The following is a 13,766-nucleotide window of genomic DNA, read 5'->3' as shown; positions in this document are numbered from 1 at the left end:
TAAAATACCTTATATTCTTATTGTATCTCATTCTAACTTAGAACAATGAGGTCTTTAAGATGAATATGAAGGTATTGATGATTTCTCTCATTGCATTGCTACTTGTTGCAATGTCAGGATGTACAGAACCGGCTGAGCCGGAGGACCCTATAACAAACACTGATCTCAGTGTTGATGGTGTAGTGCTGGAAAATGTTCCTGAAGGTTTCGAATACCTTGGTGCTCGTTCTCTTGAGGTAGAAGATATAAAAACAGACTATGCGGATGTATCTGGTATCGTTCAGGCGTCTGAAGGCATATACCAGCTTGATTCTGTGGACTATTTCATTACAGCTGTTGAGTTGGAAAGTGATGAGGCTGCAGAACAGTTTGCAACTACTTACAAGGCTGGTTTCCCAGATTCTATAGTTGAGAGGTTCGTAGAAGAATCATTCAATGATCATGATGCAACGCTTATCACAAAGCACATTACACTAAATGGTGAACAGGTCCCACGTTATCACTACGTATGGACCAATGAGAATTTCGTGTTCCTTGTCAAGGGTAACACCGATGACAGCACGACAGTATTTGATCTTGCTGAAGCGACCGGATTCTGATCCGGTCCTTTTTTAAAAATTCAAAAGGATGTTGATGTCAATCGATACGCTTTAATATCACTATGTCCATTTAGGTGCTGCAATGCCCGGATAGCCTAGTTGGTTGGGGCGCCAGACTCATAGGGACTTTTAACCGAGCGTCCAAATCTCCTGAGAAATCTGGAGGTCGCGTGTTCGAGTCACGCTCCGGGCACTTTGCCTTTCATTGATTATGTTTTACTTGTTTTTTGCGATTTGATCTGTTTTCTGTTTTGTTTTGACAACAAAGCATATATTATGCCTTCACATTAAGTAGTTCCATGAATTTCCAGATCCTGGATGCTGACTATTTCCGTGAAGAAGATCGACCTGTAGTACGCCTTTTTGGCAGGTCTGACGATGGAAAGAGCGTCTGCTGTCTTGTTCCGGGATTTGAGCCTTATTTTTATCTCAGTGCATCAGGTGATCTCCAGAAGCTGGGTCAGACAATAAAAGACAGGTTCGATGTTGTAAAGGACATTGAAGTGGTCGAGAGGTTCGAGCCCATAGGCTACCAGGAAACAAAACAACCCATGTTAAAGGTGACCACATTTGACCCGCGTAATGTTCCTGAAATAAGGGATGAAGTAGCAGGAATGCTGGGTGTCAGGGAGATCTATGAAACGGACATCCTGTTCAGGAACAGGTTCCTTATAGACAAAGGTTTCAAAGGCATGGGCTGGGTCAGTGCAGAAAAAGATGGCAATATATCTAAAGGTGATCTGCTCTGCGACAATGTCATAAGATCTTCAGAGCTGACCGAAGTTGACAGGATCGCCAACGCACCACTGAAGTATATGGCCTTTGACATTGAATGCCTGCCTCATGACGGTGGTATGCCTACACCTGATGTTTCTCCTATTATTATGGTAAGTTTTGCCTTTGAGCCAGCTTATAAGGGCCACAGTACCATTATACTGGTCAAGAAAGAGGTAGAAGGCGTTGACGATGACGTGGAGATATTCACGGAAGAATCCGATCTTCTTAACCGGTTCTTTGAGATCATCACGGAATACGATCCTGACGTGATCACTGGTTACAACATAAATGATTTTGATGTTCCCTATATCGTGGATAGGGTGAATACCCTGAACGAATCAGGTGCCGGCATCAAACCGATTGTAGGAAGGGATTCAAGACAGTTAAGTTACCGCAAGATCATAAGTCGCACAATGGTGTCGATACCCGGAAGGGTGGTCGTGGATGCACTTCCTCTTATCAGGCAACAGTTCAGCCTGAAAAGATACACCCTGCGTAACGTTTCAAAGGAACTGCTAGACAGGGAAAAACTGGACGTTGCTCCGGCTGATATGGAAGAGCACTGGAATGATTCCGGTGAGAAGATCAGGAAGTTCATAGATTATTCCAGGCGTGACTCCGAGCTTGCCCTTGAGCTTTTGCTTAAGCTCAAGCTTCTTGACAAATATATTGCTTTATCAAGGGTCAGTGGTATCCTGCTTCAGGATACGGTCAGTGGCGGGCAGACCAATATGGTGGAGCATATCCTGATGACGGAGTTCGGTAAACAGGGCAGGGTAATGTCCACAAAACCGGATGATGAAACTTCAGCTTTCAGGCGCAAGCAAAACGAGAACCTTAAAGGTGGTGCAGTACTTGAGCCTGAGAAAGGTTTGCATGAAAATGTTATTGTTCTGGACTACAAATCCCTTTATCCTACCATTATGATGGCTCACAACCTTTGTTATACAACTGTTGTGAAACCGGGCTCATATCCTGAAGAAGATATTATCCGTTCTCCTTCAAAGGGAGAATTCGTTAAGCCCGACATATTCAAAGGAGTTGTACCCTCAGTTCTTGAACATTTGCTTGACCAGAGGACCAAAACAAAGCAATTGATGAAAAAGGCAAGCGATGAAGGTGAGTATCGTGTTCTTGATGCAACACAGCTTGCTTTGAAGATCCTGCTTAACAGTTTTTATGGTTATTCCGGTTATGCCCGTGCGAGGCTCTATAGTCTCCAGATGGCTAATTCTGTAACAAGTATAGGCAGGGGGAACATAGCAAGGACCGAGGATATCGTTTGCAACAAGATAGGCACTATAATTCTCCGGGATAATGTAGCTCATCTCACAGATGAGATCACTGATCCCAGAGAGGATGACAAATTAGTGAAGCTCTCTGTGGCTTACGGTGATACCGACAGTGTTTTTGTTCATTGCAAGAACGATTGTGACGAGGAGTTCGCAGAAAGTGAGTTCTCACTTGAAGACTCCGCATTAGTGGGAAGGAAGGTCGCAAGCATTGTCACAGCATCGTTGCCTGATCCTATGGAACTCGAATTTGAGGCAGCTGCAAAGCGTGTTCTTCTGATAGCCAAGAAAAGATATGCCCAGTGGATCTTTGAGCCAACGAACGATGGCTGGAAAGATAAGATAAAGGTAAAGGGACTGGAAACGGTGCGCCGCGACTGGTGTGAGCTAACATCGAAGATGCTTAACAGGGTACTGGAACTTGTACTAAAGGAAGGTGACATTGATGGCTCTGTTCGCCATGTAAGGGAACTTGTTGACAGGGTGCGCAATCTGGATGTGCAGAAGGATGCTGATATTGTTGAGGATCTTGTGCTTACAAAGAGTTTCTCCAAGTCTCCTTCAAGTTACAAGAACAAACAGCCTCATCTTACTGTGGTGGAGAATATACAGAGGCGCACAGGTGTTCGCCCGGCAATTGGTGAGAGGATACCATTTGTTATTACTGCAGGGAAAGGTCTTTTCGTAGATCGGGCTGAGGATCCCGAATATGTCCGTGAGCACAATATTACGCTGGATGTGGACTATTACATACAGAAGCAGATGTTGCCACCTGTAGAGCGTATCCTTGGCGTCTTTGGGGTTGATGTGGCTACCCTGAACCACGATTCAAAACAAAAAGGTCTCTTTGATTTCGATAAATCTCCTGAAGAAAAGGTCGAAACTGTAAGAAGGACCTGCAGAGGAACCGAAGCATCTGCTCAGCAGGCGGATCAGAAAACACAGAGTTCTCTCTTTGATTTTTAAATCTGGAAAATCAAGTTCAAAATGAATTTAAAATAAATTCAGAAGAATTAAAACTTAAATTAAAATAAAAAATCTCAGAGCTGCACATAGCGTGCAGAGTCTCCGAGATCTTCTTCTATTCTGAGTAACTGGTTGTATTTTGCAGTGCGTTCACTTCTTGCAGGTGCTCCTGTCTTGATAAGGTCTGCACCTATTGCAACAGAAATGTCTGCGATCATTGGATCTTCGGTCTCAGCGGAGCGGTGGCTTACCACAACACTGTATCCATTGCGAAGCGCAAGGTTTGCGGCATCAAATGACTCGGAGATCGTACCTATCTGGTTGATCTTGAGCAGGAGTGCATTTGCAGCGTCCATTTCAACACCCTTTGCAAGGCGTTCCACATTTGTCACGAACAAATCATCGCCTACGATGATGGTATCCCATGCCTCAGTGGTAAGCGTTGCAAAGTCTTCGAATGACTCTTCATGGAATGGGTCCTCAATGGAAAGGATCGGATAGGTGTCGAGAAGCTCAAGGTAATAATCCACAAGTTCCGCAGGTGTGAGCATATTCCCATCAATGGAATATTTCCCATCTTCAAAGAACTCTGATGCAGCAGCATCAAGGCCGATGGTGATCTCTGATTCGGTATATCCTGCTTCATCAATAGCACTCACGAGAGCATCCAGTGCATCGGATGTCATTGAGATCGGTGGAGCATATCCTCCTTCATAACCGACGTTGGTTGCAGATGCACCATATTTATCTTCAAGTACCTTTCCAAGTGCATGGTATGTCTCGGTTCCCATTCTCAAAGCATTGGAATAAGTGTCGGCTCCCTTTGGCTGAATCATGAACTCCTGAATTGAGAGCTCGTTACCAGCATGCTTGCCGCCGTTGAGTACGTTCATGGTTGGTACAGGCATTGCAAATGCGTTGGTTCCGCCAAGGTAGCGGTAAAGTGACATGTTAAGTGAATCAGCAGCTGCTTTTGCAACGGCCATGGAAACACCCAAGATAGCATTGGCACCAAAGGTCATCTTGTTATCGGTTCCATCCAGTGCGATCATCAGCTCATCGATCTCACGCTGGTTGCGAACGTCCATTCCAAGCAGTTCCTTTGCAAAGGTTGCGTTCACATTTTCAACTGCATCAAGTACGCCTTTCCCGTTGTAACGGTCAGCATCTTTATCCCTTAGTTCGAGTGCTTCATTACTTCCGGTCGATGCCCCTGAAGGCACACTTGCCCTTCCAAATCCCTGGGCAGTGTAGATATCGACTTCAACAGTAGGATTTCCTCTGGAATCCAGGATTTCCCTGGCATGTACTTTTTTAATTGTATACTTTGCTTCTTCGCCAATATAGCTCATGTTTCCACCATTAGAACGTTCTATTGACCAATCGTACATTACAGTATATATCGTTACCGCATTTTTGTTTCAGGCTTTAATATCACATGATTCTTATATACTCAACATTCCAACAGCATAAATTTATATTGTAATAGTATTATTATTGTAATGGGGAGTGAAAATATTATTTCAATGGATGATGAAGGATATGAAGTATCATCACTTTTGCAAAGCATTGACGTTCCGAGGATCGAAGCGCTTTCGATAGCCTGTCTTTTCAATGTAGAAGAATTGAGCTCACAGGACATCGAGAGGGCCACCGGGCTGAGGCAACCGGAGGTAAGCGTTGCCATGCGCTCACTTAATGAACGTGGATGGATAGAAGAAAGAGATGATAAAAGGACAAAGTGCAGGGGAAGGCCTGCAAAATATTATTCCCTGAAAGTGGACTTTGCAGATATAATCAAGGTCTATGAGGACAAGATACTGAAAATGAACAAGGAAAAGCTGAGGGTAATTCAGGACCTTCTGAAAAAGGCCCCTGATGGTAAATCTTAAAGATTTGATCCTTTCTTATTTCTTCGCTCCGAACGCAATTGGAGCAAATCCTTTTGCAGTATCAAAAGCACGGTTAGCCTCCATGCCGGATATTTCCAGTATAAATACCTCCAGCACCATAAAAGCCTCACTTTCTCCGCGCATGCATCCAACATTCACATTATCGCCACGACCAGCAGCAGTGTGAAGGTGTATCTTTGGTCTTCCTTCCTCTGAAAAGATATTTCCGATCCCTATAACTTCATGCGGTTCGGAGTAATTAGCCCACATAGGCTCAGGTGGTATTGCATTCTCTTTTGGACCAATAACCAGATTTCCTTTAGCCACAGCACCCAGCAGGATAAAAGCTGCGGATGTAATACTTTCTTTTTTAGCAAGTCCTTCGAGTTCTTTTAGCAGGTCTTCTCCAGTGTCTATCCTTACGGTAAAGACCCGTCCTATATTCCCTTTACTATATTCCATATTTCCACCATTTAGATCATTCATTGACTATTTTCCCATCTACTATCCGTACGATACGGTCAGTCTTTGCGGCCATGTTCTCGTCGTGGGTCACAAGGATGAAAGTTTGATCATGTTCTCTGTTAAGCTTTCTTAGAAGCTCATATATCTTATCACTGGAATGGCTGTCCAGATTTCCCGTAGGTTCATCACCTATTACTATTTTTGGATCGTTTGCCAGTGCACGGGCTACAGCAACTCTCTGGTTCTGGCCCCCTGAAAGCTGGTTAGGCCGGTGATCCATCCTTTCTTCGAGACCGACTTCCTTTAGAAGATCGCTTGCTATCTTTTCAGCTTCATGCTTGCTTTTTCCTGCTATCAGCAGGGGCATCATCACATTTTCAAGTGCAGAAAAATCAGGCATCAAATGATGGTACTGAAAAATAAAACCCAGCATCTTGTTGCGTGCACTGGAACGTTCCTTGTCAGACATCATAGTTACATTTTCCCCATCTATCAGTATGGTCCCGCTGGAAGGTGTATCCAGTATGCCTATCATATGAAGTAAAGTGCTCTTTCCTGATCCTGAAGGACCGATTATTGAAAGGAACTCTCCGCGCTTTACGGTCATGTTCAGTCCGTCAAGTGCTTTGACCCCAAGACCATCGGTATATATCTTGGTAAGGTCTCGTATCTCAATTATGTTGGGTTCACTTGTCATGCTATACCTGCTTTGTTTTAGGTCTTTGCACATTCCTTTTCTTTTCTGGATTATTTATAGTGAATGGTGTTTTCTCATGAGTAAGCAATACCTTTTGATGACACTCATTTTTTGTAATAAACTGACTATAAAACGCTGAACACAGTTAGGGAAAAATATTTAAAAAATATTATAAAATATCCCTTAAAGGGATATTATAGAATGCTTAATAATCAGGTTCAAGCCCATCGATCTGGGAGAATGCCCGATCGACTCCTTTTTCCTCTGCAACCCTTGTTTTCTTTTCGCGTTCCTGATGGATCGCATCTACGGCAACAGAATAAAGATTTTCAAGTTCTTCTGCGACTTCAAGTGTTAGTACAGTAAGTACCTGGGGTGTTTCTCCCTTCCTAACAATGATACCTTTGAAAACATGACCGACAGATGATGAAAGTTTTTCAACTTCGGTGGATATCTCATCAATGCTCAGGTATGACTTGTCACCTTTTATGATCACCATTGCCCTGCTGCCTTCCTTGTAAACATCAGTTGAGAACAGAAGACCGGAAGGAGAAAGTGACTTTTGTATTGCTGACTTGATTGGTGTTCCCTTATCAGCTTCATAGAAACCGATGGTTGCAAGCCCTGCACCACCACTCATAACTGTCTTGAAGTCACCAAGATCGGTCACCATCATCATTTCGCTATCCAACGCATCGATAAGGAATAGGATGCGTTTTGCGATCATATCATTGATGGTGTTGTATGCTGATTGTACATCTCCTCCAATCTGTTTGAGGAACTGGTTGTCAGCAAGTATTATACCGTCAACTCCGCTGTCGCGTATATCCTTCAGGCAGAATGCAGCATTCTGCAGGTAGAGTGTACCCTCCTCCCTGAATGGAAGGACAACTACTGCATAGATCGGGAAATCATAGTTCTTCTTTAATTCCTCGATAAGTGGAGGTGTAAACGATGAACCTGTTCCACCTGATGCGGACGTAACCACAAACCCGATATCGAAGTTTCCCCTTTCCTCGATCTGGCGCATGATGTTTGCTTTGTTATCTTCAAAGACATGTTTACCTACATTGCGGTTTGCACCGACTCCGTGAAGGTGAGGAATATGTACTCTGTCCTTTGCTTTGGTGAACCTCATCTCTTTCAGGTCGTTCATTGCAGTGTTGATCGCTATTGTCTCAACATTGCTCTTGTATTTCTGCTGTGAGTAGAACTTTGCAAATTTGCTTTTACCACCAAAAGCCTCTTTGTTTATCGCATCAAGGATACGGTTACCACATTGACCATTTCCTATGACCAGTATATTGAGCAAATAATTCCTCCAGATTTAAATTCTCTTGAAACATTCATTATGAAGTTAGCTGGTGATCAGTATTTGTATTGCCTTGATCGGTAGACGATCCATCCTCCTATGGCGAGAATGAATACTAATGGGACTGCATATGTATACCAGGGCTGTTCGAAAAGCACATCAGTGTCTCCTCTGGCCACATCGAGTGGGCTTGTCGTAAACTCTCCGCTTACAACCTCTGATCCTGTGGAGCTGCCACTTTCATATTGGTATGAGTATTCTGTCGTAATAGTATAAGTTCCCACTTCAGTTGGCTTGATATTATATTTGATCTCTTTTTCCTGGTTCAGGCCGAAGTTCTCAATATATACCTTTGGTACATTGTTGATCATTTCGATGTTATCACTACTACCTTCAAAATCAAGTCCTTCCGGAACCCGGATGTTCAATATGACACCATTTGCAGCAGCCTCTCCTGTATTTTTGATATTGATCGTGACCTCTACATCATCGCCTCTTTGTACGCTTCTGGCATCCATTGTAGTGGTGAACTCAAGTTCTGCCATTTTGTCTTCACCTGTGACCGTTACAACAGGTCTGTTCGAGGTAGCTTGCGGGAAGTCCAGTTCTGCTTCATTAGAGTAGGTTGCAACAGTGGGCTTAAGTTCAAATGTTCCTGCTTCATTTGCCTGCAGCTTATAGAGGAAAATTGTTCTCTCCTCATATTTGTCGATTGACATTGTTCCGGTCTCTTCAAGAGTTATCTCCTGCAAGATGAAGCCGGCAGGCTTCGGATCAGTGAAACGAACTTCAGTAGCTCTTCCATCTCCGTCGTTCCTTACCACAACTTTGATCGTGACAACATCACCCTTTTCTACACTATAGGAACTTACTTCCTTTGTGATCTTCAGTTCAGGTGTGCCTGAATACTTTGCTTTATCATGGCCACCATCAACGACCTGTTCCAGATAAACGGAATTGTCATCATCTATGGTAATAGATACTTTTGCATGTGGTACCAGTCCCCCGATCACGGAGTCTAATGTGAATTCAATAGTCCCTTCTTCCACATCAAAAGAGTATGAATTGCCTTCATTAAGCATCTTATCATGTATCAACTCCTCCTGATCATACACTTTAAAGACGCAGGTCCCGGCATCTACAAAGACCTCGGCCACATCAATCACAATATTATTGATCTGGTATCCATCTCCTTCTTCTATGGTTCCATTGAACAGGATATCTTTGGCAGATGCACTCGATGTGAACATCAAAGCTATCAATGTTATTGCCACTATCGTCACAAACAAATTTTTAGACCGAAACATAATTCCCTCGACGCAGAAGTAAATTGTAATTTAATAGTATTTTATAGTATATACTCTACCAGCATCAATACAATATAAGAATCCAATAAATAGTTTGTGATAATGGCATCACGTATCAGTTTCTATAAATTCAAGACTGACATCTGTCCACTCTGCTTTATGCACAAGTGAACCAATAGATATCACATCAACGCCTGTCTTGGCATATTCTGAAATGTTATCCAGGTTTATACCTCCTGAAACCTCAATGATAACATCATCCCTGACTCCTTCCCGTTTCAATTCTTCCAGCGTATGGATCACCTGTTCGGGTAACATATTGTCGAACATGATAATATCAACACCCAGTCGTGCTGCTGTGACCGCATCTTCTGCTGTCTCGACTTCCACATCGATCTTCTGTGTAAATCCAGCCAGTTTTTTAGCAGAGACAATTGCGTTCTCAAGACCCATGGCATTTATGTGGTTGTCCTTGATCATAATGGCATCTGAAAGATCGAACCTGTGAGGGTCTCCTCCACCTGCAATGATAGCAAGCTTTTCGAACTTTCTTATCCCCGGAGTTGTTTTTCTGGTCCCGGCCACCTTTGTATCTGAATACTGCCTGACCGTCTGTACATATTTGTGGGTCAATGTTGCAATTCCGGTAAGATGTCCCAGGAAGTTCAGGACAAGGCGTTCGGCGCGTAATATTGCTACGGAATTTCCAGTTACTTCAAAGATCGTATCCCCTGCTTTGATCTCATCCCCTTCCACAAGTTCCGTATTTGTCTGGATACCAAAGTATTCCATTATCCTTTGTGCAACTTCGATCCCTGCGACAACACAATCCTCTTTTGCAAAAATGATCGCATTGATCTTTGTTTCAGGAACAAGGGTGCAGGAAATATCATTAGCCCCAAGATCTTCACTGATGAATCGTTCTATCTCACAGTTCAGTATCATATTACCACATATATTAATGCCTCAAGAGGTTTATATGCTTTTAGAGTATTTTGGAATACCATGGTCGAACTTATAGGTCGACCGATATTCAACTAACCATTATCGAATTAATAAAATATTCATAAGGAGTCCAGAATGCTAAAGATCGGAGTGTTCGGATGTGGAGCTATCGGTACCGAACTTTGCAAAGCTATCGATTCCGGCCACATAGATGTCGAACTGTATGCAGTGTATGACAGACACGAACAGGCAACAATTGATTTGAAAGAACAGCTCAGGAACATGGATCCGAAAGTTCTTGAGATCGTAGAGATGGTAAAGCACGTTGATCTTGTGGTAGAATGTGCGTCCCAGCAGGCAGTCTACGAAGTAGTTCCTACTGCCCTGCATGCAAAGTGTGATGTCATGTCTATAAGTGTGGGAGCTTTTGCTGACCAGAATCTCCTTAAAATGACCACTGACCTTGCAAAGGAGTATGACTGCAAGGTATACCTCCCCTCAGGAGCAATTGCAGGTCTCGATGGCTTAAAATCTGCATCTGCAAAAACGATCCATTCGGTGACACTGACCACGGAGAAGCATCCCAGAAGCCTTGCAGGAGCACCCTATGTTATCCAGAACAACATAGACCTTGATGCTATCACAGGAAAGACCGTAATATTTGATGGCATGGCGTCCGAAGCTGTCAAAGCTTTTCCTGCCAATGTTAATGTTGCAGCATCCCTGAGCATTGCAGGTATCGGTTTTGATAGAACAAAGGTCAAGATCGTTGCAAATCCTGCACTTTCAAGGAACATCCATGAAATTACCGTAGAAGGAGAGTTCGGAATGTTCACAAGCCGTGTGGAGAACGTCCCGGCCCCGACAAACCCCAAAACAAGTTATCTGGCTGCCTTGTCAGCGATATCCACATTAAAGAAGATCGCATCTCCACTTCAGGTAGGTACATGATAGGTCCGTTGGGGCAAAAATGTTTAATCCTTAGTTATTGTAGCTCGGTCCATCAACATTCATTAACATGTAGTAACCAGCTACAAAATTGAAAAATCAAGTGATCATATGCAGGACAGGCAAACCATCATCAATAAGATCAGATCGTTAAAAAAAGAGCGCAATGCCGTGATCCTGGCTCATTGCTATGCACGTGATGAAGTTCAGGATATTGCAGATTTTGTAGGCGATTCCCTTGGATTGAGTCAGGAAGCAGTTGATCAGGATGCCGATGTGATCGTGTTTTGCGGTGTAAGTTTCATGGCTGAAAGCGCTGCGATCCTCTCTCCTGAAAAGACAGTGCTTATGCCGGATGCAGATGCGAATTGTCCCATGGCGGCAATGGTGGATGTACCTTCTCTTCGTGAGATGAAAAAAGAGTACCCAGATGCAATGGTGGTCTGTTATGTTAATACAAGGGCTGATGTCAAGGCTGAAAGTGATATTTGCTGTACATCGGCCAATGCAGTGGAAGTTGTGAATTCATTGGATGCGGATGAGATCATCTTTGTTCCTGACAAGAACCTTGCAGCTTATGTCGCAAAGCACACTGACAAGAAGATAATTCCGTGGGATGGTTACTGCCCTGTGCACAACCAGATACTTGAAGAGGATGCTCTGATGGCAATACACGACCATCCGGATGCAGAAATAATGGCACATCCAGAATGCCGCTTTCAGGTGCTTGAGGATGCAGACCATGTGTTCAGTACCACAGGTATGCTGAAGTATGCAAAGGATTCTTCATGCAATGATTTTATTATTTCCACAGAGCAGGGAATAATGCACCAGTTAGAGCTTGAGAACCCCGGAAAAAGATTCTATCCTGTTTCTAAATTTGCCTTCTGCTCTGACATGAAGATGATAAATCTGGAAGCAGTACTGTATTCACTGGAGAACATGGAACACATTGTGACCGTGCCGGAAGATATTCGCTTGCATGCAAAACAGTCTCTTGATCGTATGCTAGAGGTCAGGCGCAGCAGGTAACTTTATTTAATGGGGACATAAAGATGCGATCTTATCTCGAACTTATGCGTGCTGGCAATTGTGCAATGGCAGCTTTTGCTACAATGGTTGGTGTCCTTATAGCTTACAACATTCTTTCATCAGCAGGTTCAGCTGCCTCAATTTCATTTTATGATGCATCTCTTGTATTTTTCATCGTCTTTTTCGTGACAGGTGCCGGAAACGGGCTTAATGACTATTTCGATATCGACATCGATACCGTGAACAAACCTTCAAGACCGATCCCCTCTGGCAGGGTTCCATTAAAGAGTGCCCTTTATTTCTCTCTCATACTTTTTGGTGCAGGGATCGCAATGGCATTTCTTGTCAATGTGCTTTGTGGCATCATTGCCATGCTCAATTCACTGGTTCTGATACTCTATGCAAAGAGCCTGAAAAGAACTCCCTTCTTCGGCAATGCTTCGGTAGGTTACCTTACAGGTTCCACATTCCTTTTCGGTGGTGCAGTTTTCGGTATGGAAGGCCTTAAGGCAGTGGTCGTTCTTTTCCTGCTGGCAAGCCTTGCCACAATTGCCCGTGAGATCGTAAAGGACATAGAGGATGTGGAGGGTGACAAAAAAGAAGGTGCAAGAACATTACCGATCGTCATGGGGTCAAAAAAAGCATCCTATGTGGCAGCAGCTTTTGGTTTTATTGCCATGCTGGCAAGTCCTGTACCCTATCTTCAATCAATACTGAACGAAAGATATCTTTTCGTTGTGGCAATTGCAGACATATTCTTCCTCCTGGCGGTCTATCAGATCCTTGGAAAAAATAATGCTGCACGCTCTTCAAAACTATTCAAGTTCGCAATGCTTTTCGCATTGGTCTCGTTTATCGTCGGTGCTTAAAACTCACTTTTTGAATTTCTCGTTCGAAGGCGTGTGCTTAAGATATTCCTGTAGCATCATGGGAAATGTTGTTGCAGGTACGAACCTGACCCCAAGTTGTTCTGCCCATTTCTGGATACCATAATCACTTGCAACAACTGCGGCATCCAATTCTTTTGCAAGCAGAAGCACATCAATGTCCGGTGCGCTGTCAAGGATGCCATAGCGAAGTGCTGAACGATACTTGTTCCTGAACTTGCCTACAATGCCACCAATAAGCTCGCGATCGATCACATTATCCATGTCATAGCCGGCATCAGTTTCGGGATTGACAGAAAGGCATTGTATGGATGCTTCCCTGATTGCTTCTTCTGCTACGTTCATACCTTTGTTGATGCGCTCGCGCATATATGCAACATACTCGTGGAAAATATGGGATGGTATCTTCACATCATGCCTGTCCGGTGCCTTTTTAACGAGCCATGTATCTATCTTTGCAATAACCTCATCATCACAATCGTTGTTCTTTGCAAACTCATGAAGTTCCTTGTATACAGACGGGAACGGAACATAACAGCTGATCTGCAGATGGAGCCTTGATTCAGCGATCAGTTCCAGTATTGTCCGCATCCCCTCACAAAGATCATCGATCCCCATCATTTCCCGAGTCTGAAGATCGGTCAGAG

The 13,766-nt window shown here is 43.6% G+C and carries 13 protein-coding genes and 1 tRNA gene; 7 read left to right on the top strand and 7 right to left on the bottom strand.

Annotated features, from left to right (window positions below):
• The first annotated feature begins 59 nt into the window (after positions 1-59).
• From E7X57_RS02280 to E7X57_RS02270, 3 genes are all read left to right on the top strand, one after another.
• A complete protein-coding gene (locus tag E7X57_RS02280; RefSeq protein WP_135610105.1) occupies positions 60-599 on the top strand; it encodes a hypothetical protein in 540 nt (179 codons plus the stop codon).
• A gap of 84 nt (positions 600-683) precedes the next feature.
• Positions 684-792: transfer RNA gene (locus E7X57_RS02275), tRNA-Met, on the top strand.
• A 106-nt stretch (positions 793-898) separates the two neighbouring features.
• Entirely contained in the window at positions 899-3,634 is a 2,736-nt protein-coding gene (locus E7X57_RS02270) for a DNA-directed DNA polymerase (RefSeq protein WP_135610103.1), read from the top strand.
• A 74-nt stretch (positions 3,635-3,708) separates the two neighbouring features.
• Here the strand turns inward: E7X57_RS02270 and eno are convergent, their stop codons facing one another.
• Complete coding sequence (gene eno / locus E7X57_RS02265; protein ID WP_135610101.1) at positions 3,709-4,986, bottom strand: phosphopyruvate hydratase; 1,278 nt, start codon at positions 4,984-4,986, stop codon at positions 3,709-3,711.
• A 150-nt stretch (positions 4,987-5,136) separates the two neighbouring features.
• Between eno and E7X57_RS02260 the strand changes: the two genes are divergently transcribed.
• A complete protein-coding gene (locus tag E7X57_RS02260; protein ID WP_135610100.1) occupies positions 5,137-5,526 on the top strand; it encodes a transcriptional regulator in 390 nt (129 codons plus the stop codon).
• A 15-nt stretch (positions 5,527-5,541) separates the two neighbouring features.
• On the opposite strand, the gene E7X57_RS02255 is transcribed toward E7X57_RS02260, so the two are convergent.
• From E7X57_RS02255 to nadC, 5 genes are all read right to left on the bottom strand, one after another.
• A complete protein-coding gene (locus E7X57_RS02255) occupies positions 5,542-5,988 on the bottom strand; it encodes a PPC domain-containing DNA-binding protein (RefSeq protein WP_135610098.1) in 447 nt (148 codons plus the stop codon).
• A 16-nt stretch (positions 5,989-6,004) separates the two neighbouring features.
• Entirely contained in the window at positions 6,005-6,688 is a 684-nt protein-coding gene (locus E7X57_RS02250; RefSeq protein ID WP_135610096.1) for an ABC transporter ATP-binding protein, read from the bottom strand.
• Positions 6,689-6,893: 205 nt separating this feature from the next.
• Positions 6,894-8,000, bottom strand: a complete 1,107-nt coding sequence (locus E7X57_RS02245) for a cell division protein FtsZ (protein WP_135610094.1) — start codon at positions 7,998-8,000, stop codon at positions 6,894-6,896.
• A 56-nt stretch (positions 8,001-8,056) separates the two neighbouring features.
• The gene (locus tag E7X57_RS02240; RefSeq protein ID WP_167880860.1) at positions 8,057-9,283 is read right to left on the bottom strand and encodes a DUF11 domain-containing protein; all 1,227 of its coding nucleotides are present in this window, start codon (positions 9,281-9,283) and stop codon (positions 8,057-8,059) included.
• Positions 9,284-9,415: 132 nt separating this feature from the next.
• A complete protein-coding gene (gene nadC / locus E7X57_RS02235; RefSeq protein ID WP_135610090.1) occupies positions 9,416-10,252 on the bottom strand; it encodes a carboxylating nicotinate-nucleotide diphosphorylase in 837 nt (278 codons plus the stop codon).
• A 135-nt stretch (positions 10,253-10,387) separates the two neighbouring features.
• On the opposite strand from nadC, the gene E7X57_RS02230 reads away from it, so the two are divergent.
• The 3 genes from E7X57_RS02230 (at position 10,388) to E7X57_RS02220 (ending at position 13,101) form a co-directional block, all read left to right on the top strand.
• Positions 10,388-11,203, top strand: a complete 816-nt coding sequence (locus tag E7X57_RS02230) for an aspartate dehydrogenase (protein WP_135610088.1) — start codon at positions 10,388-10,390, stop codon at positions 11,201-11,203.
• 108 nt (positions 11,204-11,311) lie between these two features.
• Complete coding sequence (gene nadA / locus E7X57_RS02225) at positions 11,312-12,232, top strand: quinolinate synthase NadA (RefSeq protein WP_135610086.1); 921 nt, start codon at positions 11,312-11,314, stop codon at positions 12,230-12,232.
• Between the two features lie 23 nt (positions 12,233-12,255).
• Positions 12,256-13,101: a geranylgeranylglycerol-phosphate geranylgeranyltransferase gene (locus E7X57_RS02220; protein WP_135610084.1), complete on the top strand. Its 846-nt coding sequence runs from the start codon at positions 12,256-12,258 to the stop codon at positions 13,099-13,101.
• Positions 13,102-13,104: 3 nt separating this feature from the next.
• On the opposite strand, the gene E7X57_RS02215 is transcribed toward E7X57_RS02220, so the two are convergent.
• A complete protein-coding gene (locus E7X57_RS02215) occupies positions 13,105-13,740 on the bottom strand; it encodes an RNA ligase partner protein (protein WP_244603566.1) in 636 nt (211 codons plus the stop codon).
• Positions 13,741-13,766: the final 26 nt, after the last annotated feature.

It is taken from the genome of Methanococcoides sp. AM1 (assembly GCF_900774055.1).
Lineage (GTDB): Archaea > Halobacteriota > Methanosarcinia > Methanosarcinales > Methanosarcinaceae > Methanococcoides.
This window is presented reverse-complemented; position numbering and strand designations above follow the sequence as displayed.

What these genes read in the sequence shown, in the direction of transcription:
- nadA (WP_135610086.1), top strand. Translation starts at nt 11,312, where the DNA reads ATGCAGGACAGGCAAACCATCATCAATAAGATCAGATCGTTAAAAAAA.
- E7X57_RS02260 (WP_135610100.1), top strand. Translation starts at nt 5,137, where the DNA reads ATGGGGAGTGAAAATATTATTTCAATGGATGATGAAGGATATGAAGTA.
- eno (WP_135610101.1), bottom strand. Translation starts at nt 4,986, where the DNA reads ATGAGCTATATTGGCGAAGAAGCAAAGTATACAATTAAAAAAGTACAT.
- nadC (WP_135610090.1), bottom strand. Translation starts at nt 10,252, where the DNA reads ATGATACTGAACTGTGAGATAGAACGATTCATCAGTGAAGATCTTGGG.
- E7X57_RS02255 (WP_135610098.1), bottom strand. Translation starts at nt 5,988, where the DNA reads ATGGAATATAGTAAAGGGAATATAGGACGGGTCTTTACCGTAAGGATA.
- E7X57_RS02250 (WP_135610096.1), bottom strand. Translation starts at nt 6,688, where the DNA reads ATGACAAGTGAACCCAACATAATTGAGATACGAGACCTTACCAAGATA.
- E7X57_RS02220 (WP_135610084.1), top strand. Translation starts at nt 12,256, where the DNA reads ATGCGATCTTATCTCGAACTTATGCGTGCTGGCAATTGTGCAATGGCA.
- E7X57_RS02230 (WP_135610088.1), top strand. Translation starts at nt 10,388, where the DNA reads ATGCTAAAGATCGGAGTGTTCGGATGTGGAGCTATCGGTACCGAACTT.
- E7X57_RS02280 (WP_135610105.1), top strand. Translation starts at nt 60, where the DNA reads ATGAATATGAAGGTATTGATGATTTCTCTCATTGCATTGCTACTTGTT.
- E7X57_RS02215 (WP_244603566.1), bottom strand. Translation starts at nt 13,740, where the DNA reads ATGATGGGGATCGATGATCTTTGTGAGGGGATGCGGACAATACTGGAA.
- E7X57_RS02270 (WP_135610103.1), top strand. Translation starts at nt 899, where the DNA reads ATGAATTTCCAGATCCTGGATGCTGACTATTTCCGTGAAGAAGATCGA.